This is a genomic window from Vibrio sp. dhg (genome assembly GCF_003443775.1).
Classification (GTDB): Bacteria; Pseudomonadota; Gammaproteobacteria; order Enterobacterales; family Vibrionaceae; genus Vibrio; species Vibrio natriegens.
Genome location: NZ_CP028944.1, coordinates 310,268 through 332,850 on the forward strand (window position 1 = coordinate 310,268; position 22,583 = coordinate 332,850).

Annotated in this window: 20 protein-coding genes; 3 read left to right on the forward strand and 17 right to left on the reverse strand. The window is 45.5% G+C overall.

The window, feature by feature from the left end; all coding sequences use genetic code 11:
* Positions 1-28: 28 nt before the first annotated feature.
* The 17 genes from DBX26_RS17105 to DBX26_RS17190 all read right to left on the reverse strand — a co-directional run bounded on the left by DBX26_RS17105 (position 29) and on the right by DBX26_RS17190 (position 19,285).
* Positions 29-1,462 (reverse strand): ATP-binding protein, encoded by a 1,434-nt coding sequence (locus DBX26_RS17105; RefSeq protein WP_118120149.1) that lies wholly within the window; start codon positions 1,460-1,462, stop codon positions 29-31.
* Positions 1,463-1,626: 164 nt separating this feature from the next.
* Positions 1,627-1,890 (reverse strand): hypothetical protein, encoded by a 264-nt coding sequence (locus tag DBX26_RS17110; protein WP_014234132.1) that lies wholly within the window; start codon positions 1,888-1,890, stop codon positions 1,627-1,629.
* A 237-nt stretch (positions 1,891-2,127) separates the two neighbouring features.
* Positions 2,128-3,882 carry a DUF3466 family protein gene (locus DBX26_RS17115; protein WP_118120151.1) on the reverse strand — a complete coding sequence of 585 codons (1,755 nt, stop codon included), beginning with the start codon at positions 3,880-3,882 and terminating at the stop codon, positions 2,128-2,130.
* A gap of 216 nt (positions 3,883-4,098) precedes the next feature.
* On the reverse strand, positions 4,099-5,484 hold the full coding sequence (locus DBX26_RS17120; RefSeq protein ID WP_118120153.1) for an ABC transporter ATP-binding protein: 1,386 nt from the start codon (positions 5,482-5,484) through the stop codon (positions 4,099-4,101).
* On the reverse strand, positions 5,459-6,268 hold the full coding sequence (locus tag DBX26_RS17125) for an ABC transporter permease (RefSeq protein WP_118120155.1): 810 nt from the start codon (positions 6,266-6,268) through the stop codon (positions 5,459-5,461). Before DBX26_RS17125 ends, DBX26_RS17120 begins: the two co-directional genes overlap by 26 nt.
* Entirely contained in the window at positions 6,265-7,203 is a 939-nt protein-coding gene (locus DBX26_RS17130; protein WP_118120157.1) for an ABC transporter permease, read from the reverse strand. Before DBX26_RS17130 ends, DBX26_RS17125 begins: the two co-directional genes overlap by 4 nt.
* Positions 7,203-8,795, reverse strand: a complete 1,593-nt coding sequence (locus tag DBX26_RS17135; protein WP_118120160.1) for an ABC transporter substrate-binding protein — start codon at positions 8,793-8,795, stop codon at positions 7,203-7,205. The genes DBX26_RS17130 and DBX26_RS17135 overlap by 1 nt, the downstream gene beginning before the upstream one ends.
* Positions 8,796-9,499: 704 nt before the next feature.
* Positions 9,500-10,228 (reverse strand): amino acid ABC transporter ATP-binding protein, encoded by a 729-nt coding sequence (locus DBX26_RS17145; protein ID WP_065301110.1) that lies wholly within the window; start codon positions 10,226-10,228, stop codon positions 9,500-9,502.
* The gene (locus tag DBX26_RS17150) at positions 10,215-10,865 is read right to left on the reverse strand and encodes an amino acid ABC transporter permease (RefSeq protein ID WP_014234125.1); all 651 of its coding nucleotides are present in this window, start codon (positions 10,863-10,865) and stop codon (positions 10,215-10,217) included. Before DBX26_RS17150 ends, DBX26_RS17145 begins: the two co-directional genes overlap by 14 nt.
* A gap of 12 nt (positions 10,866-10,877) precedes the next feature.
* On the reverse strand, positions 10,878-11,546 hold the full coding sequence (locus DBX26_RS17155) for an amino acid ABC transporter permease (protein WP_014234124.1): 669 nt from the start codon (positions 11,544-11,546) through the stop codon (positions 10,878-10,880).
* Positions 11,547-11,558: 12 nt separating this feature from the next.
* Complete coding sequence (locus DBX26_RS17160; RefSeq protein ID WP_014234123.1) at positions 11,559-12,350, reverse strand: transporter substrate-binding domain-containing protein; 792 nt, start codon at positions 12,348-12,350, stop codon at positions 11,559-11,561.
* Positions 12,351-12,720: 370 nt separating this feature from the next.
* Entirely contained in the window at positions 12,721-13,536 is an 816-nt protein-coding gene (locus DBX26_RS17165) for a MurR/RpiR family transcriptional regulator (protein ID WP_020334790.1), read from the reverse strand.
* Between the two features lie 363 nt (positions 13,537-13,899).
* Entirely contained in the window at positions 13,900-14,634 is a 735-nt protein-coding gene (locus DBX26_RS17170) for a beta-ketoacyl-ACP reductase (RefSeq protein WP_014234121.1), read from the reverse strand.
* Between the two features lie 40 nt (positions 14,635-14,674).
* The gene (locus tag DBX26_RS17175; protein ID WP_118120164.1) at positions 14,675-16,240 is read right to left on the reverse strand and encodes an acyl CoA:acetate/3-ketoacid CoA transferase; all 1,566 of its coding nucleotides are present in this window, start codon (positions 16,238-16,240) and stop codon (positions 14,675-14,677) included.
* A gap of 95 nt (positions 16,241-16,335) precedes the next feature.
* A complete protein-coding gene (locus DBX26_RS17180) occupies positions 16,336-17,274 on the reverse strand; it encodes a LysR family transcriptional regulator (protein ID WP_118120166.1) in 939 nt (312 codons plus the stop codon).
* On the reverse strand, positions 17,274-17,903 hold the full coding sequence (locus DBX26_RS17185; protein ID WP_014234118.1) for a response regulator transcription factor: 630 nt from the start codon (positions 17,901-17,903) through the stop codon (positions 17,274-17,276). The genes DBX26_RS17180 and DBX26_RS17185 overlap by 1 nt, the downstream gene beginning before the upstream one ends.
* Positions 17,900-19,285, reverse strand: a complete 1,386-nt coding sequence (locus tag DBX26_RS17190; protein ID WP_065298705.1) for a cache domain-containing protein — start codon at positions 19,283-19,285, stop codon at positions 17,900-17,902. Before DBX26_RS17190 ends, DBX26_RS17185 begins: the two co-directional genes overlap by 4 nt.
* Positions 19,286-19,495: 210 nt before the next feature.
* Here DBX26_RS17190 and DBX26_RS17195 point away from each other — a divergent pair, with 210 nt between their 5' ends.
* From DBX26_RS17195 to DBX26_RS17205, 3 genes are read left to right on the forward strand one after another with little or no spacing between them, the layout of a single operon-like run.
* Positions 19,496-20,569: a TRAP transporter substrate-binding protein gene (locus DBX26_RS17195; protein ID WP_014234116.1), complete on the forward strand. Its 1,074-nt coding sequence runs from the start codon at positions 19,496-19,498 to the stop codon at positions 20,567-20,569.
* Positions 20,570-20,622: 53 nt separating this feature from the next.
* Complete coding sequence (locus DBX26_RS17200) at positions 20,623-21,165, forward strand: TRAP transporter small permease subunit (RefSeq protein WP_014234115.1); 543 nt, start codon at positions 20,623-20,625, stop codon at positions 21,163-21,165.
* Entirely contained in the window at positions 21,152-22,537 is a 1,386-nt protein-coding gene (locus DBX26_RS17205; RefSeq protein WP_014234114.1) for a TRAP transporter large permease subunit, read from the forward strand. Before DBX26_RS17200 ends, DBX26_RS17205 begins: the two co-directional genes overlap by 14 nt.
* The last annotated feature ends 46 nt before the right edge of the window (positions 22,538-22,583 follow it).

The following is a 22,583-nucleotide window of genomic DNA, read 5'->3' on the forward strand; positions in this document are numbered from 1 at the left end:
CTAAACACGTATAACTGGAAAACGGGCTCTATTCGATAGGTAAACGCACAGAAACTTTCAAGCCACCCAGTTTGGAATGTTCCAGTTTTAGGTCACCGTTATGAGCCTGAATGATGCTTTTACATATTGATAATCCAAGTCCCGAACCACCAAAAGCTCGACTACGCGATTGATCCACGCGATAAAGTCGATCACAAAGTTTTGGCAGTGCATCGTTTGGTACACCTGGTGAGCTATCTTCTATGGCAAGCAAAACTGAGCTTTGTTCCTGCCCTAAATAGATTTTTACCTGCCCTCCCGAGTCTGTATAGCGAAAGCTGTTTTCCAATAAGTTGTTCAGTACCTGACTCAGCTTTTGTCTGTCGGCTTGGATATTTAAGTTTGCATCAATAGCAAAATCTACATCCAGGCTCAGCGACTTTTTCTCAAAGCGATTTAAATGGCTTACCAAGACATTTTCGACGCCACTTTTCACGTTCACAGACTCCGTTTGCAAGCGAACCGTGATGTCTGCTTTTGCAGAAGCGCGTAAGTCTTCCACGAGCTGAGTGAGCGTAAGTACTTGTTGGTGGAGGGATTGAATATAGGCCGGTTCAGGACGACGAATGCCATCCTGAAGCGCCTCAAGCTCCCCTCTGAGCACTGCTAATGGTGTGCGCAACTCATGAGAAATATCCGACAGCCAGCGTTCTCGCATCTCTTCTTGAGTTTTCAGCGAGTCGACCAAGTGATTAAATGCTTGAGTTACATCGGCAATTTCATCATTGCTGTGGTATTCAATCTGATAGCTGAGGTTGCCATTTCGTACCGCATTAGCACCTTGATGAAGCGCGCGCAAAGGCGTCAAAAGATAACGCACGAACACAACAGCAAAAAGTAAACTGACGAAAATAGCAGCAACACTGATGATCATAAGGTTCGTGGTTTGAGACTTTAAGAATTGATCAGCTAAATGATTGTTGAAAGAATCACTTTGCAAGATCGAAATATAGCCGACTACTTTACCTTCAAAGAGAATTTCTACTTTGTGTAGATGCATCCCTTCTTTGACATCCAGGTTTGCATAATGACCAAATAACACTCTTTCATCAGCATCTAACAAATTTAACCTAGCGCTCAATGGTGCCATCATCGGGTCTTTAAAGGGCTTTGCATGCAACGATGGTTGGCGATCTCCCGGCGGAAGCATGTCGTCTCTCGGTGGCGGCATTTCACCAGACAGCATCAGAAAATCCTCCCACCAATGGGGAGAATCTTCAAACCGCGACCAATCTTTTGATTGAGAATAATATTGGCTTGCGCGTTCCGCCATTAATCTCACTTTGGCTTTTTCTTCCTGGTTCAAATACCGCTGAAATCCATCTTTAAAACTGGCGTTAATTTGTAGTGCCATGATCACGATAACCAGAGCACTACTTAGGAGTAACGCAGAAAACAGCTTTTGAAACAGAGAAATACGCACGGCAGACCTACGGGATGTGATGATAATACTTTTGTTCAATGGGTGAGTTACAACGCTTAATGCTCTTCCACAATAACCGATTCTATCTTAAGTCACCATTTCTGAGTGTGATATCACGTAACTCACCTTGCTGCTGTTAGCTTGTCAAACTAACGAAGCGACTTTTATCGAGGCTCTGGCGGCGTCGGTAATTCATCTTCCGTAAGCGAACCACTTCCATCAACATCAAGCTTGTCGAAGTCTTCAAGGAACGGACCTCGAAGCTCGTCCTTAGTCAAAACGCCATCACCGTTAGTATCAATATCACTAAACGATGGCGGCTCTGGACGGTCGCCATTCGGTGGAGGCGCTGGTCGATCGTCTGCGAATACGGACAATGAGCCGAAAGTCATCAATATTGTCGTTGCGACTAGTACAAATTTTTTCATGTTTTCTCTCCAGTTAGTCAGTTCATACTATTTATGCGTACGACTGCCCTATTAAACCGACGCTCAATGTATCGAGAAAATGTGAGTAGATTATGGAGTAATGCGAAATAAATGGGACAAGGGAGATTGGCTGCTTTGATTTACAGAAATAGTGAAACGAAAAAGAGCGAACTCAAAGTTGAGCTCGCTTTAAAGTGGCTAAAATGAAATTAGCCAAGCAACAAGATGGCACACTATTTACTGTGTTCTAGTACGTAGGGATGACCTGTTGGCGAAAGTACGGTATCCAAATAAAGCCAAGAGAATAAGCAATCCGAAATAGTTTAAGCTTCCTCCGGAACGGCTTGTGGTTGTCTCTTCCGCTTCATCACTTCGTTCTTCAATATCATCTGCAGTAGCGCCAACGATAGGAACCAGTTTGACAGCTACCACTTGTTCATCCTCTTCTTCATCACCACAGGTCGCGAAGTGGCTGGTGTCATCGTATCCAGATTCACACTTTAAAGCGGTCGCGGATATTACGCCCGCATCATTTATTCCAGACGCATCTATAATTCGGTAATAGTTGTTATCGTCTGAATAATCACCGCCATTGGTCAAATCATCTAACCACCAAGCTTGATCACTAAACCTTGCGCTACGTGTATCATTGGTACCTTCTCCATCATATGGGTAGATAAAGCCACGCTTTCGTCTCGGTTTGCCGCTACTTTCGTTGGTATTTTCAGCGTCCACTTGTCCAACAATTTCATTGAAGTTATTAATTGCTCGCGCTTTGCCTCCAACACCGTCAAAGAATATACCACCACTCAAGTAGGTCGCCGATAGGGAATTCTCTGATATATCATCGACAACATACATTCTGTTTGATGCAGCATTTTCGTACGGATAACTACCAGAACGCTTGGATTCACCAATCGCGACTAAGTTGCTGTTGACGCCAGTTAGTAAGGTATTGCTGTAAATATAATCATCGTCACTTTCGACGCCAGATCCGGAGATTTTCTTTGTTTCCCAGTTATCTGCGTCAAAAACATCGCTATCTAAATCAACAGAAAATACCGTTGCTTCCATGAAATAGTAGTAAGAATCATGTAGGTAAGTGTTGTAGCCAACGCTATATAACGTATTGTCAACAATAACGAAATCGCGGAGGCTCCCTTGTGCAGTCCTGTTTTTGTATACCGCGGTATCAGACACCGAACTTGCCCAATCCAGCTCAACTAACGAACCTAAAGACGAACTCCACAGCGCCGCCTTTGACGAGTAAAAGTCACCGTAATCATTTGATGCGCTTGTCGACACACTACCTACCGTGTAATCGCCGTCTGTTTTCCACGCTCTCGACTGCAGATAGGAATCCGTAATTGGGTTTGTATCGTCTAAAGCTTGGGTATAATTTCGCATATAACTGGTTACATTTCCCAAATCATGCAGAATACCCACGGGTTCAGCGTCTTCAGTTAATGAGTTAATTACGATGTTGTAGCTTTCGTTGTAGGCAGTGCCGGTATCATAGTCACCGAGAAACGCGATTGAATTGGGCTCTGTGCTACCGCTTAGCTCGTCACTCCACAGTGCCCAATGTAAAGCCGCCCATGATTCACAGGTACCATACAGTAACTGTGCATCACAGTAGTCTTCAAAATCACCTTGTTCCTGGACATACATAAAGCGGTTATCAATACCAAATGGCGTTTCTTCACGGTAACTCAATCCATCAACGGCCTTCCCTTCACTTGGCTCAACAAGGCGAGTCTCTCCCGCCAATGTATACGCTGAACAAGAGATCCCGTCCCCTTCTACATAAGATGATTCAAAGCAGTTGTCACTTTCACCAGTGACTGTGGACGGTTGAATCGCGACACCATAAGCACTTTCATAGCTGTAACTCGTATCAGGCGTCACTTCTATCACCTGATACAAAGCAGCTTGAGGTTGGGCTGACATTATCAATAAATAACTAATACACGAGATTTTTACCGCTTTCATATTTAATTTAACTTACCAATTTGGGGTAAATTTAATCAGCATGCTCACCAGAAACATCCTTAATTAAACTCAAACATCACAAGAATTATTTAAACTATCGCCACACAAATTAACGAGGCAATGTGAGGGAATTAAGGAGTAAAAAAGGATAAGTGAGTAGAGTGAATACTAAGCGCCTTTAGAATAAAAGGCGCATTAAAGATTTAGGTTTGCAGATTAGTTCAAGTCGATAACGGTATCACAGCACTTTTCAATCAGGTTTGGATCATGACTGACGAGCAGCAACGCACATCCCTGTTCTTTTGCCAGATCAACCAACAAGTCGGTCACCTCTTGAGCAATAATGGGATCGAGCCTTGATGTTGGCTCATCTGCGAACAAGAATACCGGATCCAATAATAAAGCCCTGAGAATGGCAAAGCGCTGAAGTTCTCCGCCAGAAACTTCAGTACTTTTTCTCTCTAACAACTCGGGAGCGAGCTTTAGCTTTTTCATTAATGGTGCGATTTTGTCCCTATCTATCTTGTGCAGCTTGACCAAATCATCCAAAAGCACACCAAGCGTCACACTAGAAGTAAACGCAGCCGGAGGATCTTGAAATAGCTTCAACCATTGATACGGCTTTGTATTCGGAGATAATTTGGCAACTTTACCCTCAACGGGTGGCAATAAACCAAGTAGGGTATCTCCCAACGTGCTCTTACCACAGCCACTATCACCAACAACACCGATCACTTCACCCGTATGTATCGTAAAGTTAATCTCTCGTGATAAAGCTTTGCGGTTGCGTCCAATCGCAAGGTTCTCAACGTTTAACACGGGCATCGACTCACTCAAGTACTTTGCCCTTGCAACCCAATGTTTTGGATCGGCGGCAATCAAAGCTTGCGTATAGGCGTGCTGAGGATGATTCAACACTTGGTCGGCCGTTCCCTGCTCAACAACAACACCTTCTTTCATCACAATGATGTCACCGCCTATCTGACGCGCAACTTCGATATCGTGAGTGATCGTCAGAAGCCCGCCTCCTTGAGCACTTTGAAGTAAAAGTCTAACGATGTCGTTGCGGCGGCTGACATCCAACCCTTTAGTGGGTTCATCAGCAAACACAACTTTTGCACCACCAGCCGTAGCAGCAGCGACAGCCAAACGCTGTGCCATACCGCCAGAAAGTTGCCCGGGCCGTTTATAAGCGCTGCTTTTTAGTCCCATATTGTCTAAATCGTCAATGGCTCGATGAAAGGCAGACTCCTCACTCAACCCATGCAGGCACTCATAAACTTCGGCAACTTGCTTATAAGCAGGCATCAGGGGATCAAGCGCTCGCCATGGTTCTTGCGGCAACATAATGACCTCTTTTCCCCAAAGGTTTGTGAGAGAATCCCGGTCATGGTTATTACCGAATATTTCGACTGTTCCGAATTGTGTCAGTGAACGCGGCAATAGACCAATCACTGCCTGTGCGAGCAGACTTTTACCTGAGCCTGTTTGGCCAAGAATGGTTACCGGTTTATCTTGATATAGCTTTAACGACAGCGGCTGAAGAAGCTCGACATCTTTTGCTTTGATCGATAGATCAGTCATTTGAATTAAGAGATTCACGGCTCGCTCCTGCTAATAAATGAAAGCCCAACACCAACAATGCCACAACCAATAGTGGCTGAGCTAAAACCCAAGGTGCATCAACATAGAACGGGAACAGCTCGACGCTCATTAGCCCCAGCTCGGCTAACGGTGGCTGGATACCCACTGAGACAAACCCTAGAGAAGCCATCATTAAAATGGCATTGGCCCCACCAAACGCCGCCATCGTAAAGACGGATGAAGAAATCGCTGGCCAGATATGTCGCTTAAACTGATACCATTTGCCAAACCCCATCATCATCGACACTTGTCGCTCTGGGCTATTAATGACAGTCCGAGTGATAGCACGTGTTACTCGGTAATACTCAACCCACTGAACCAGTGAAATCGCCAGGTACATAACCAGGAACGATCCGGGCGCAATGGCTGACAGCAGAAGAACTAAGACTAACCCCGGAAGTGCTAGTAGAACATTGACGAGAATATCGAGCCCCTGCTCAACGCGTCCACCCGCCCATGCAGAACACACACCTAACAAAACGCCCAAAGTTGATGAAGTGATGACACAAAACACACTCAGTGCGAAAGATAAGCCGATGGCACTCGCAAGGCGCGTCATCATGTCTCGACCAAAGTGATCAGTACCGAACCAATGTTCACCGCTTGGTGCCAATAGTCGAGTCGACAAGTTTTGTTCGTCAATTGAATACGGAGACAACCATCCAACAAAAAGCGAAAAGCTAAATAAACCGAGTAAGAGTGATAATCCGAGCTTTTGATTTAATGTAAATTGTTTCATCATTTTTCTTGCTGACCTCTTGGGTCAATCCAGTAGCACAGCACGTCAATAATGCTATTGAGGAGCACAAACAGAATACCCATCGTCAGTGCACAGCCTTGAATCACCGGAATGTCGCGGGCAAAAATCGCGTGTGCGAGACCATGGCCAACACCCGGCCACGAGAAGAGCGACTCAATCATAATGATGCCTTCAATCACACTGACTAGTTGAATACCAACAAATGCGACGATCGGTACTGCCATATTTCGTAAGCCATGGCGGAAGAAAGTCTGCGTTTCACTTAAGCCTTTGACGCGAGAAAATATATAGAAAGGAGAACGAAGAACGCTGCGCACACTGTTATGCACAACTCGGTTCGAGACTGCCGCTAAACTAATCGCTAAAGTGATACTTGGTAAAACCAAATGCTGCCAAGTACCAAAACCCGCAACAGGGAACCATTTCCAACTGATCGCGAAAATAAGGATCATCAACAGACCCAATACAAACACAGGCATCGCACGGGTAAAGGTCGAGAACCACACGACAAGAGAATTAACCAGTCCCCCTTTCTTCGCGGACCAAGTTCCTAGCGGAAGCGCTATCAATACAGATAGCGTGATACCAACTCCAGCAAGAAGCATAGAGTGCCCAAGCTGATGCACAACCGCTTCACTCACTGGTAGACCACTCACGAGCGAATTACCTAAGTTAAGCTGTAGCAGGTCACCCAACCAGTTGACATAACTGCTAAACCAACCTTGGTCTAAATTGAGCTCTTGTCGCACCAGATCTGCCGCTGCGGAATCCACGTTATCCTGCCCATAACGACTGGCCGCAATGAGATACGCCATGTCTCCCGGTAAGCTTCGCATAAGTACAAATGTGAGCGTACCGACTCCCCAAGCCACCAGAATAAGTTGATAAAGTCGCTTTCTTAAAATCCTCAGAAGCATCAGTTAATTTCCATCTGGTTGATGAAGTAATTGCGCTCAAACGGATCAAACCTAAAGTGTTTAACTCGTTTGTTCACTGAGGTATGTTGGCTGTAGCTAGAAATAGCAATCACTGGTGCATCCTGATAAATTTCTTGCGCGACGATCTGGCTTAGCTCAAATGCACGTGTCGCATCGTGATTGTGAAGTAAGCGGTCAATCGTACTGTCTACCTTTGCGTTTTCCCAATTCATCGTTCCCCAGTCACCGCCTCCGTTCGCAAAGTCAGAGCTGATGATAGGTAGCGGATCAGCGATGAAACCAAAATTACGCGCGATCAATGCCGTTTCTAGTGAGCCATCCTGATGACCCGCTGGGATCATACTTGAGTTTGTGACATCGACTTTTAGGTCAACACCAAGCTTGGTCCATTGCGCTTGAATCGCGGTTGCGACCGTGGTCAATTCAGGGCGATCGGCATAGGTGATCATCGTCAGTTTGAACGGCACACCATCCCGCTCTAGAGTGCCGTTTTCTCCGCGTTTCCAACCTAAATCACCCAAGGTTGAGCGTGCCAGATCGAGATCGAAATCGTCGTTTTTCACGTCTTTAATAAACCACTGAGACATGGAACTTGGCATTATCTGTGTGGTTTCCGAACCCGGTACACCAAGCACATTTTTTGCAATCGACGCTCGATCAATTGCCATACTCAATGCCTTTCTCGCTCTCGCTTCATTCAGGAATGGATGACCCGCATTTACTTTTACCAACATGGTTCGCGGGATCAGGTCACTGTGAACTTGAACCTCATTACCACTTTTTAGCTGCCCTAACATGGATGGCTCAAGATTGAATACGATATCGGCTTCGCCAGACTTCGCCTGCAGCAAACGACTTTCTGCACGATGGCCCGTTAAGTAGGTTGCGAAATCGATTTTTGCTTCTTCCCCCCAATAACCATCAAACTTTTTAACCAAGAACTTGTGCGGCGGTGCAAAGCTTTCCATTTGATATGGCCCCGTACCGTAAAGTGTTTTTACGGCTCCGTTAGGCTCGTAAGATTCAGGCGACAAGATAGCATTAGAATAGTTGGTCAATAGTGAGGCAAATGCAGCGTAAGGTTTACTCAATTCGATTAGAATCTCATTGTCACTAATCGCGGAAATACTGCGTATCTCTGCCTTGTTAAGTGTACCGTGTTTGCGCTGAGCAATAGCAAGGCTGCGAACGACCGCTTCAGCGTCCAGTTTAGAACCATCATGAAACGTTACGTTGTCGCGCAATGTAAAATGCCAGGATAAGCCGTCTTCACTGCTTTGCCATTTGGTTGCCAATCCAGAGGTAATAATCCCCTTACCATCAACGTTGAGCAGGGTCTCTACTACCTGCATACGAATTAACATATATCCCTGTTTTGAAGGATCTAGGCTGGAAATCTCCCAAGGTCCACTAATCGATAATGTATTACTCCTGTTTGGTGTAACCTGCTCAGGCGATGTTTCTTGGTTACTTAATGTAATAGCAGCACCTGCTGCAACTACGGAAGCCAAAACCACGCCACGAATAAGCTTCTTCTTTTTTGCGATAGAAGCATAAGATATTTCGGTCATAACGATCCCTAACGTATTTTTTAGACGCTATTTTCCCCAAAAAACAACTGCACATAGCCGACGCATCGCCGTGAACTTTTTACAAGCGCAAGCCGACATCAACTCGCCCTGACAAAAGTTGCGAGGTTATTGGGGTATTAAGTTAAAAAGTGTTGGATTCTCCGAAAAGGAGAAAGCGTTAGACCAGTTGAGGTGGCGAGCGTGTTCGAGGTAACTCTGAAGATGCAAGAGTCGTGAGCTGGATATCGAATCGCTGATAGCACTGCGCTTTATCAGAGAGTATGCTCAGCGAAGATTGTGAGCTTAAAGCATGACAAATTGCTTCGTAGATTTCACAGGTATGGTGTTCGTGAACGTTTTGATCCGTTTCCATCGAGTGCGCAAGCGAGAGCGTACTCAACCCCAAAGGGATTAAGAGCATCGCAAGAAGCAACAATTTCTTTAGTTTAAGATGATGGAAGTAATGCACGACAAGAACAGTGAAACAAACGTAACGTTATACTATTACATTTTGATGCAAATCAAAGTACTTTGTTTGTGATCACTGTTCATTTGTACAATTATTGTTCAACCCACTACTTTCTTTAACGATAGTTAGTGTTCGAAATTAAGCCCTACGCTCGCCCACTTCGATAAGCGCTTTTTAAAAGGAAGGCAACCCACCAAATCCGCTGTTTGGTGGGCTAGAAAATAGAGCCTGTTTATTACTTCACGGCAGATAAAAAGCTACGCAGTTCTTCGGTTTGTGGATTATCGAAAACTACTTCACTTGGGCCACTTTCCCATACTTTCCCTTGGTTCATGAACACGACTCTATCGCCAACTTCACGGGCAAAGTTCATCTCGTGAGTAACCAGAATGAGCGTCATCCCCTCTTTCTTTAGCTGCTCCAGTACTTTTAATACTTCACCAACTAACTCTGGATCGAGCGCAGAAGTGATTTCATCACACAACAGCACCTTTGGATTCATAGCTAGAGAACGCGCGATGGCAACACGCTGTTGCTGACCACCAGATAGGTTCGCTGGATAAGCATCAAATTTATCGGCTAAGCCAACCTTTTCGAGTAACTCTCTCGCTTGAGCTTCACAAGCTTTAGCGTCCTTTTTCAATACCAGTTTTGGCGCTAACATCACGTTCTCACCCACGGTCATATGAGGGAAAAGATTGAAACTTTGGAATACCATACCAACACTTCGGCTGAGAAGACGCAGCTTATAGTCATCATCTTCTACGGCCTGACGGTCTACGATGATCGCACCATCCTGATAGGTTTCCAGACCATTCATACAACGCAGTAACGTACTCTTTCCAGATCCACTGCGGCCAATAATAGAGACAACTTCACCTGCCTCAACTTTCATGTCCACACCTTTGAGAACATGGTTTTCACCATAGTACTTATGTACTTGATCAACACTAACGAGAGACATAGGTTTTTTTCTCCAAATGACGAGCCAATAATGACAGAGGGAAACAGATAACAAAGTAAAGTACAGCGACCATGGCAAACACTTTAAATGGTTGGAATGTCGCGTTATTCAGCATGGTTCCGGCTTTAGTTAACTCGACAAAACCGATGATCGAAGCAAGCGCGGTGCCTTTAACAATTTGAACCGAGAAGCCAATCGTCGGTGCAATGGCAATTCGATAAGCCTGAGGAATAATGACATTGCGCATGGTCTGCATGTAATTGAGACCCAGAGTACGACACGCTTCCCACTGACCTTTAGGTAACGCCTCAATACAACCGCGCCAAATGTCGTGAAAATAGGCGCTGCTGTATAGCGTTAACGCCAACGCAGCGGCGGACCATGCACTGACTTCTATCCCCAGCAGAGATAAACCGAAAAACGCCATAAAGAGCTGCATCAGAAGTGGCGTTCCCTGAAAAAGCTCCACATACAGTTGAATGCCTTTCCCAAGATGAATGTTCTTCATACTTCTGAGTAAGGTAAGGCCAAGCCCCACCAGACCACCACCTATAAAGGCAATAATGGATAGAAGTACGGTCCAACGCGCTGCAAGTAGTAAGTTGCGCAGAATGTCCCAGTCTGTAAATTGCATCATAATCGTCTTCTCCTACAGCGCTGGGTTTTTGAATACGCGAGCTTTGATCAATGCAAACAATTGACGCATTAAGATCGCAAGGACAAGGTAAATCAGTGCAGTAACAGCATAAGATTCAAAACTTAAAAAGGTTCTGGACTGCACAAAGTTAGCCGCAAAGGTCAGTTCCTCGACTGAAATCTGAGATACGACGGCAGAGCCGAGCATGACGATAATGCACTGACTAACCAACGCTGGATAAACCTTCTGATAAGCTGGCGGCAATACTATTCGAGTAAAAATTTGGCGTCTGGTTAAGCCTAACGTTTTACCCGCCTCCCATTGGCCTTTAGGTGTTGCATCGATACCCGCTCGGATGATCTCCGCACTGTAGGCACCAAGGTTAAACACCATCGCGATGAAACCTGCCTCCCACGCGCTTAGCTTGACACCTAACGCTGGTAAACCAAAGAAGATGAAAAATAACTGAACAATAAACGGGGTATTACGTGTTAACTCGATATAAGTCGCACATAACCAACGTAACCATGCTTGCTTACTTGTGCGTCCTGCTGCGCACAACGTTCCCACAGCCAACCCAGCAACGGTTGAAATAACGGTTAACTCGACGGTTGTCCTTAGACCTGCCACAAACTGTGGCAGGTAGGGAGCCAAGCCAGTAAATTCTAACTGGTAACTCATTGCACTTATTCCTTACGCGCCAAGATCTTTAGGGAAAGGCGCTTTCAACCATTTTTGCGATAGCTCTTCCAATACTCCGTCTGCTTTCGCTTTTGAAATGAGCTTGTTCACTTCTTCGACAAGCTCAGTTTCACCTTTCATCACACCCACATAACACGGAGAGTTCTTCAGCATGAACTTCGCTTCAGGTGCTTTAGCCGGGTAACGAGTAGCGATTTCTGTGACGACAAGGTTACCCGTTGCAATGAGATCAATCTGACCAGATAGGAAAGAAGACAATGTCGCGTTGTTATCTTCGAAACGCTTAATCGTTGTCGTCTCTGGCGCAATTTTGCTTAGTTCAATATCTTCAACTGAACCACGCGTTACACCAATGGTTTTATCAGCAAGATCTGCAGCTCCGGCGACGTTCTCATCTGAAGTGCCGAACACGCCGAGGAAAAACGGAGCGTATGCTTCACTGAAGTCGATCGCTTTTTCTCGCTCTGGGTTTTTACCCATACTGGAAATAACCAAGTCAACTTTTTGAGTTTGTAGATAAGGAATACGGTTTGCACTGGTAACGGGTACGAGTTCCACTTTTACGTTTAGTTCTTTGGCCAGATATTTGGCCATGTCAATGTCATACCCTTGTGGCTTTAAATCCGTTCCGACAGAACCAAAAGGAGGAAAGTCTTGTGGAACCGCAACTTTGAGTACCGCTTTTTCTTTGATGGCTTCCAACTGGTTTGCAGACGCAGCAGAAACGTTGGTAACTAATGCCGCAGCAACAGCGACTAAAGACACTAACTTAGATAATTTCATGGCTATTTCCCTATACATATAAGATACGATTGAAACACTTATCTAGTACACTGCAACGATCGTACCCATTTAAAACAAATTTATATTTAACTGATTTTTAAAGGAAATATTTTTATTAAGTATTTAAAATTGGATAAATTGATCATATTGACCAAAAAGTGGGGATCATTTTTGGTGCAATAACCACCATTATGTAGCAAAGCTATTCAACGTTTCGACGCATACTGGATCGCATCACTTTCTTAGTGATCTTTCTTGTAATTGAGTAATGGAAAGAAACAAAGGTGAATGAAAATAGCTGTGACTAAATGCAGTCACAGCTTTATTAAGGAGGAAAGATTGAGTTGGGATCACACGGCTATTAGGCCAATTATTCTAGTTCGCTCAACTGATGATAATTAGCGCTGATCGTTTGACTGAGGTTTGAAGCCTCTTCTTTTAGCAATATAAAAGTTTCATTTACAAAGTAGTGAATAAGACTCATCGGAACCGCGTAACTGTCTAGCGGCAGTTCATTATTCATATAACAAACGAAAACCTCGTTTACCGTCGACGCATACTTCTGTCCCGATTGATCGGTGATCAATAAACAATCGTAGGGTTTAAGAAACTCAACAATTCGCTCAAAGTTAGCAACGCGGCGGCGAATACCAAACAAAATGACAAAGTCGTCTTCGTTTATCGACGCTAAATCTTCACCAATGGTTTGTCCCGGTAGAGGCAATAGCTCGACGCCCTGACGACATTGGGCTAATTGTTGGCGAAAATGCATGGCTAATGGGTAGCTATTACGATAGCCAATAATTTTTATCCGCTTTGCAGTCGCTAGCTTTCTGATAATGTGCGCAGTGTTTCCTTCCGCTAGCTGCATCCATAACTTTTCTAGTGAAATTGCATCCTGGCAAAAGCCTGTATCCTGCAGCTCACCGGTGATTACCGGGTTGCCTTTATCCCGCTCAGACATCATCTCATTTCTCAATGCGACATGATCGTTATAGCCAAGTTTGCGAATAAAACGGCTGACACTTGTCTTGGATACCAGGCATTCCTCAGCAATTTCACTGGTAGATAACATCAGTATTTTTTCTGGATTCACCTGAAGGAAGTCCGCGATGCGTCTATTGCCATCACTGAGTGAAGAGTAATGCTCCGTAATACGGGCACTTAATGAGTTGTTATTCGTCATTAGCTATTTCCGGTCACTCCGTTAACGACCTAATCGTTAATGTATATTTCTGACTTTCGTGTTCCAAATGAACCATCCTTTTCCAAGCTATGTTCATGCCAGAGAGAAGCAATTGGAACACCACAGCTAAATTACTGCAACGATTGTACCACCTCAACAAAAACGGTAACTCATTGATTTTTAATACCCTACCTTTCAGACAGTTGTATTTTTTACCTAACGACGAACTTGTGCAAAAGAATCGTTCGCGTTTACGTGCACGAATCACCAAAATGGGGCGAACGATAACTCTAAACAGCGAGACTGGTTTATCTGCAAACCGCAAGGTTATCGAATCGCTCTACAATGGTTATCTTCATGACGTTACAAAACTAAGCCGCCATCAACCTTCAACACCTGCCCCGTAATAAAGCTAGACTTGTCACTGGCCAAAAATTCAACGCCATTGGTGATATCTTCTGCGGTGCCCATTCTCCCAAGCGGAGTCTTCTGTTTCATGAGTTCGAGGACTTTTGTAGGTAAGTCGGCTGTCATCGGGGTCTCAATAAAACCAGGAGCAACACAGTTAGCGCGAACTTGGGCACCTTTACGAGCAAACTCTTTAGCCCAGCCTTTCGTCATCGCTATCACGCCACCTTTGGTTGCTGCGTAGTTAGACTGTCCAATATTACCGTCGGTCCCCACTACCGAAGACATGGTGACAATAGAGCCATAATTGTTTGCCATCATAATTGGTGCAACTGCTTGAGTGAGATTAAAAACACCTTTGAGATTAACGTCGATCACGAAGTCCCAGTCTTGTTCCGTCATTTTTTCCAATAGTGCGTCTCGGGTAACTCCAGCGTTATTCACCAAAACATCGATACGACCATAGGTTTCTCTGATGCTTTCAACCAAATATTGAATCGCCTCTCTATCACAAATATTGATGACGACTGGTTTAACATTTTCGTGGTCACTAAACGCACTTTGCAAAGTTTGAGCGTTGACATCCAAGGCGTAGACACACTGTGCTCCATTGTTGGCAAATCGTTCCACAATCGCTCGGCCGATACCTTGCGCCGCGCCAGTGACTAAGCAGACTTTGTTTTCAAACATATCCTAATCCTTTGGTAGAAATTAAATAGTTATCCAGCACTTATAGAGTAAGTTCGAATGATGGCTGGAAGATGGCATTTGGCATTACTTTCAGTGACGGACTGATGACAGGAGTGAACTCCATCTGCTGAAGGATGTCTTTTTCTAAGTCCACCCCAGGGGCGATTTCAATCAGCTCTAATCCAGACGGAGAAAGTTGGAACACGGCACGCTCGGTAATGTACATCACAGGTTTATTGTTGCTTAACGCTTGGGCTGCGCTGAAAGTGATTTGCTCAACCTGCTTGATGAACTTCTTCTGCTTTCCTTCTTGGACGATATTTACAGCCTGATTGTCCACTTCCACAGCTAAGCCTTGCGCGGTAAAGGTGCCACAAAAGTAAACCTGTTTGGCGTTCTGAGTAATGTTTATAAAGCCGCCACAGCCGGCGATTTTACTGCCAAAGCGCGATACGTTTATATTTCCTGTAACGTCACTTTGCGCTAAGCCAAGAAAGGCTTGGTCAACACCGCCACCATCATAAAAATCAAACATCTGGTCTTGGCCGATAATCGCCTGAGGCAGACGAGACGCCCCAAAATCGAGACCGCTTTGCGGTATCCCACCTACCGCTCCAGGTTCTACGGTTAAGGTAAATTGATCGAGTATTCCGGCTTGCTTAGCGACCTCTGCGATGTATTCCGGCGCACCAATCCCCAGATTAAGAATGGAGTTGGGTTTTAGCTCCATAGCCGCACGACGGGCAATAATGGTTTTTGCGTCCAGCTTTGATTGGGTCGAAGGTGATGAGCTCGTTGTGAGGTCGTCATCTGAATTTTCAATACCAACAAACTCCGGGTTCATCATGGTTGCAAAAGTTTGCATGTGCTCCGTCGGATCTTCACACACAACAACCGCATCGACGAAGATTCCCGGAATCTTAACCGCATGCGGATCAAGCTTTCCGGCGGGCACTATTTGTTTGACCTGTACAATAACCTTACCACCGTTGTTACGTGCCGCTTGTGCCGCCGCCAGACTTTCGACGATCAAGCATTCATCTTCCATGGTAATGTTGCCATTCTCATCTGCAGTCGTTCCGCGAAGAATAGACACCGTTACAGGTAGCTTGTGATAAAAAAGATGCTCCTCACCGCCGAGCTCAATCAGTTCTACCCAATCATCGGACGTCGCCTGATTGATTTTTCCGCCCTCTAAACGCGGATCCACAAAGGTACCTAAGCCAACTTTACTCACGGTGCCCAACTTACCTGCCGCCGTATCTCGAAGTAAATGGGAAATGATACCCTGCGGCAAGTTGTATCCTTGTATGAGGTTATCTACCGCTAACTGCTGAAGTTTAGGAACCAGACCCCAGTGGCCGCCAATGGCGCATTTCACTAACCCTTGTTCCGCTAAGTGGTTGATTGCCCGGCCTTGACCGTCACCTTGACCTGCAGCAAATAACAGCGTTAAATCTCGCGGTGACTGAGTGTCTCTAAAACGTTCGCCTATTGCTCTTTCAATCGCTTCCGGTACTACGCTACCGATAAAACCACCCAGTAAGACCGCATCGCCATCTTCAATCCACTCTGCCGCTTGTTCTGCTGTCAATTTCGTAACCACATTAACCTTCCTTAGTTACTGTACTTTATTGGTTTTCAGCTTAGTGCGATGTTACCCAGATGTTAATTGCAGAATTAGAGATTGAGAATTTCATATTAGGAATGATCGCATAGCTCTCCTACTCGTCTATAGAGGTATTCTTTGAAACCACTGCAACGCTCTGGCATTGGTGAGCGTGGACGGTAAAACATATTGATATCGAAACTGGCACATTGGTGATCTTGCAGGATATGAACAAGCTCCCCTCGCTCTATTGAGTCAGAGACCAACGAGTGCGGAAGATAGGCAATCCCGGCGTGTTCCAAGGCAAGATCCAGCAGCATTTCACTGTTGTCACACTCCAAAGTGTCACAAATGGTCACGATTTCGACATTCCCCTGAAACTCGAAGCACCAACGATTCCCACCCACCAACGTTCGAGCATACAAACAACGATGTTGGCTGAGGTCTTGCGGTGTTTCAGGCATCCCATGCTGCTCCAGGTAGTATTTGGAAGCACACAAATACAAAGGTTCTCGTAACAAGCGGCGCTTAACGAGTAGCGAGTCCTGCTCTGGCTCACCTTGATAACTCGCACTGGCACGAAAGGCAAAATCAACATTGAGAGGATCAAATTCCCCCGCTTCAATGAATATTTTGAAATTCACCTGCGGGTGCAGCGTCATATACTCTGCAACAATTTTAGTTAAATATTGCCGGGCGAATAAGGGCGTCGAAGAAAGCTTAATTTCACCCTGTTGTTCCTCTGCCAGATTTTGTACCTCTTCACATAAACTGGCGATATCTGGCAGTAAAGGGGCGAATTTATCATACAAAAGCTGACCTGCTTGTGTGGTCACCAGCTGACGAGTACTTCGCTTTATCAGCTCAACCGACAGCGACTCTTCGAGCTCTTTCACCCAGCGACTTCCTGCGGCAGGCGAGATCCCTTGCTGCGACGCCGCTTCTCGAAACGAGCCCAACCGGACAACCGCGCAGAAAAACACAATTTTATCTAGGATCGGCTGACGGCTCGACAGTAAATTTGCAACCATCAGCTCACCAATCCTTTCTGCAGAGCGAGCTTAACCAAAGCTGCTGTCGAAGTGGCTCCGAGTTTCTTTTTGATCCGAAGCCGGTGCGTTTCTACCGTACGAACACTGATATGGAGCGAATCCGCAATTTCCTTGTTACAGGCACCATTGGTAATCGCTTTGAGCACATCCGATTCACGTTTTGACAGCGTGTTATCACTCGGCTCAGGTTTTTGATTGATCTGTTCAAGAAGACGATCCGACGCTTGAGAACATAGGTAAGAGCGCCCTTCCGCAACTTGATTAATTGCCATGACTAACTCTTCTGAACCAACGTCCTTTAATACGTAGCCCTTAGCGCCAGCTTTGATGGATCGCATAACGTAGTCACGACTATCATGCATAGAAAGCATGATGACTGCCGTTTTGCTGGCGCTTTTGGTCAGCTTCTCTAACACTTCAATCCCATTAAGCTTCGGCATATTAATATCAAGAAGCAGCACATCTGGTTTTAGGGTCAATGTACTGTTCAAAGCATCCTTACCATTTCCGACGCAATCGAGGATCTCCAAGTTATCTTCTCGTTCTAACCGTGATTTGAGCCCGTCTTGCATTAACCTATGATCATCGGCCAATACCAACTTAATCATATAAACTCCATGTTTAAACTGACACGAATTTCCGTGCCTTGTCCTGGTTCGCTATTGACCTCAAACATGCCGCCAATAGCTTGAATCCGTTCTTTCATGTTTTGCAGCCCCATATGCTCTAGCGTCGATTGCTTGTTCTTATACGCTTTGAGATGGTTCGCAGGGATTCCGACGCCATCATCGCTGACGGTCAGAATCAACATCCTTCCTTCACGCTGCATGATGATATCGACACCTTGCGCATTGGCGTGTTTTTCTACGTTGTGCAACGCTTCCTGTACGACACGATAAAGTGTGGTTTCGACTTGAGGAAGAAACTCTTCACCTTCGATATCGTGTTCAAATATCACCTCTAATTGAGTACGCTCACGTAATTCGTTCAGATATGCCTCTATACCTGCTACTAAGCCTAAGTCATCCAGCTGTGGCGGTCGTAAATCTTTTGAGATGCGCCGAACTTCGACAATCGCCTGTTCCATGGCATTTTTACTCGCATCTAACTCAAGCTGTTTCTTTTCATCATCCTGCTCTTTAGTCACGTTATCTAAGCGATATTTGGCTGCCACCAGCAGTTGATTTACGCCATCGTGTAATTCGCGCGAGACTCGATGACGCTCATTTTCCTGCGAATCAATAATCTGCTGGTTTAAGACGCTGAGCTGCTCGTTGGCTAAACGACGCATGTTTAGGTTCAGTGACGCCCCCAACCCTGCAATAACGGTGATGGCAACAAACATCAGTACAAAAAGCGCACTGCTGGTTTTTCCGATATTCTGATCGAAGCCATTTTCCATCTGCGCGACTTGTTTCTCGATATCGTCTATATAGACACCCGTTCCGACCATCCATTGCCACTTATCAAGAGAAATAGCATAGCTCAACTTGGGGAGTGGTTCTTTTGTCGATGGTTTGTGCCAGAGGTAATTCACAAATCCGCCCCCAGCTCGCCCTGCGTGAATAAGCTCCTGAAGCAGCTTTTTGCCCGTAAGATCTTCCACTCCCCACCAGTTTCGACCAACCCTTTCAGGTTGATATGGTAGGACTAAAGCGTCACCTTGCCAGCTGTAGACAAAAAAGTATCCGTCTTCCCCATATGTGAGTTGGCTCAATTTTTCAGCCACTAGTTGCTTAGCAACTTGGGGGGATAATGACTCATCTTCGTAGTATGGCTTGATACTTTTCACTGCCATTTCTACGTACTGCTTCAGCTCTTGCTTTTTGACCGACAAGACATTGAGTCGTGTTAATGCGACTTGGTCATCAACTAACTGTTTTGCCTGACTAAATAAGATACTTGCAACGATGACCACCACCACAATCAATGGAACGATTGAAAGTAAAATGATGTTTATTGTAAGCCTGCGGTTGCTAACCAATCCCATTTTCCGAATCCGTTCTTATACGTAGTTTTACTGAATCTTCGTGTCAAAAATTGCACTTAATACCGACTCAATTTGCGCAATTTTGCTAATGGAGAGCATCCAATCTCCTTCCTAAACTAAAGCTCAATGTAACATTGCATTAACATCAATTAATACGCTCTGTTCACATTTAGCAATATTAACAAGGAATACCCAAACAAGGAGATCTCCATGAATCTTAAGAAAGTTGCCATTGCTACTGCGTTAACGCTCACCGCTTCTGGTCTTTCTGTTAGTGCTCAGGCTGCTGATAAGAAGGTACTGCTAAAAACCCCTATTGCTTTTGGTAGCCACCTTCCAGCTCTAGGTACCCCTATCCAATGGTTTGCAGACAGAATTGAGCAAACCTCCGGTGGCACCATCAAAATGAAAATCTACGAGCCGGGTAAGTTGGTTAACCCACCGGAGATTCTCGATGCCGTATCCACGGGTAAAGTGAACGCTGGCTACGCCATTTCTGGTTACTGGCAAGGTAAACTGCCAGCTTCAGCAATTTTCTCGTCTATCCCTTTCGGCCCTGAAGCCCCTGAGTTTATGGCGTGGCTTTTCTTTGGTAACGGCTTGAAGCTCTACCAAGAGATGTACGACCAAGGCGGCTTCAATGTCAAAGTAATGCCATGTGCGATGAACTCTCCTGAAACATCAGGCTGGTTCCGCAAACCTATTGAAAAACCAGAGGATCTAAAAGGTCTCAATATGCGCTTCTACGGACTAGGGGCGTCTGTGATGGAAAAACTTGGTGTGGGTACAGTTCAGATCCCGGGTGGCGAGATCTTTGGTGCACTTGAGAAAGGTGCGATTGACGCCTCTGAGTTTTCACAACCTGCCGTTGATGACCGCTTAGGCTTCCACAAAGTGGCCAAGTACAACTACTTCCCAGGCTGGCACCAACAATCAACGGTATTTGAACTGTTGATCAACAAAGACACATGGAATGGCATGAGTGCAACTCAACAATCTGCAGTCGAAACCACTTGTATGGCGGCAATGACTTACTCGATCGCAGAAGGTGAAGCGATGCAATACGCAGCCATGGAAAAAGCGAAACAAAATGGTGTCGAGATTCGCTACTGGAACCAAGATATGTTGAATCTATTCAAGAATACTTGGATGGAAGTAGTGGAAGAGAAGAAAGCAGAAGACCCATTCTTCGACAAAGTTTGGACCGACCTAAGCAACTTCCGCAAGGGTTATGCGTTGTGGTCTGCGAACGGCTTCCTGCCTCGTGAAACACAAAACCAATAAACGTCGTTGTTAATAAAAGGCCAGCGTCTCTCGCTGGCCTTTAGGAGTAGCCAATGAGCAAAGTGCTATATTCTTCCCCAACCGTCCCACTCTATTTTCAAATCGAGAGGCTGGTTATTTCCGCGAGTAAAGCGTTGGCCTGGACAAACCTCGCGTTAATAGCGGTGATCATCATTCAGGTCGTAATGCGCAAAGTCTTTTCCAACGGGCAAATTGCGCTTGAAGAACTGCAATGGCACCTCTATGCCACAGCAGTCATGTTCGGAACCGCTTATGCACAGGTGACCAACTTACACGTTCGAGTCGACCTGTTTTATCACAAGTTCTCCGCTCGCAAAAAAGCCCTAGTCGACATACTCGGCATTCTGTTTCTCGCGGCACCATTTGTTGTTATCGTCATTCTCCATTCCTACGACTTCGCTTACGAAGCTTGGCGCGTCAACGAGAGTTCAGCCGCACCTTCCGGCTTACCTTATCGCTGGATGATAAAAGCCGTGATCCCTTTAAGCTTTAGCTTGCTGTTGCTCTCAATGGTGGCGAAATTATTACGCGATCTGGATACGTTAATCAAAGGAGACGACCATGGAAGCGAATGAATGGATTGTGATCGCCATGTTTGGCTCGTTCATCCTGTTGTTATTCACTGGTATTCCCGTAGCGTATGTGCTCGGTGGGATCGGCATCGTCTTCGCGGCAATCGGTTATTTTGCCGATCTCTATCTTGATACGTTTACCGGGCTCGATTACACCACCCTCGGGCTCGTTGTTAACCGTATTTATAAGGTGATGGATAACTGGATATTAGTTGCCCTACCGATGTTTATCTTTATGGGCAACATGCTAGATAAGTCCGGCATTGCAGAAAAACTGATGACCTCGATGCAGGCGCTATTCGGAAAAGTACACGGTGGTTTAGCCATTACGGTGATGGCGATTGGTATCATACTCGCCGCCTCTACAGGCATCATTGGTGCATCGGTTGTGCTGTTAACGGTGATGTCTCTGCCGAGTATGATGCGTCAGGGCTATCATCTTCCTCTGGCACTAGGAACGGTCGCCTCAGCAGGTACATTAGGCATACTGCTTCCACCTTCCATCATGTTGGTGATTATGGCCGACCAACTTGGGTTGTCAGTTGGCGATCTGTTTATGGGCGCGATTATGCCGGGTCTGTTACTGGGCAGTTTATACATTATGTATATCCTTACCGTTGGTAAAATGACCCCGAGCAAAGCACCAATTCCAGAAAATGTAGAGCCTGTTGACTGGAAGCTTATCTTACAAGTATTCAAAGATATCACACCGACCGTTATCCTGATTTTCTGTGTGTTAGGTTCAATATTTGCGGGTATTGCTACTCCAACAGAAGCTTCTGGCATAGGCGCTTTAGGGGCGACACTACTTGCGGCATATAATAAAAAGCTCAACTTAAAAGTTCTGAAGGAGGTGATGCTTTCTTCATACGGAACGACTGCCTACATATTCATGATCTTCTTGGGTGCCTCCTGCTTTGCTTTGGTGCTAAGGGAGTTAGGCGGTGACGAACTGATCGAGTCGTTCCTGAGTGGCTTACCTTTCGGTCAATACGGCATTATCGCGTTTATTCTGTTAATCGTATTTTTGCTTGGATTCTTCCTCGACTGGATAGAAATCACCCTTATCGCACTGCCGCTGCTAGCACCTGTGGTAGCAAGTTTAGGCATTGAGCTTGATGGTCATGGCGTGGTGGATAACCCAAGTCTGGTATGGTTTGTTATGCTCGTCGCAATGGCGCTGCAAACCAGTTTCCTTACCCCACCGGTTGGCTTCGCTCTGTTCTATTTAAAAGGCGTTTGCCCTGAAGGTGTTTCCCTGAAGGATATCTATCGCGGTGTGATTCCGTTTATCGCTATACAGCTAATCGCGTTAATCTGTCTGGTTATATGGCCACAATTGGTGTTGTGGTTCCCTAGTGTTGCTTATGGTTAACCTCATTCGCTGACAAGCAAATAAGAAATCGCGTAAAAATAAAGCC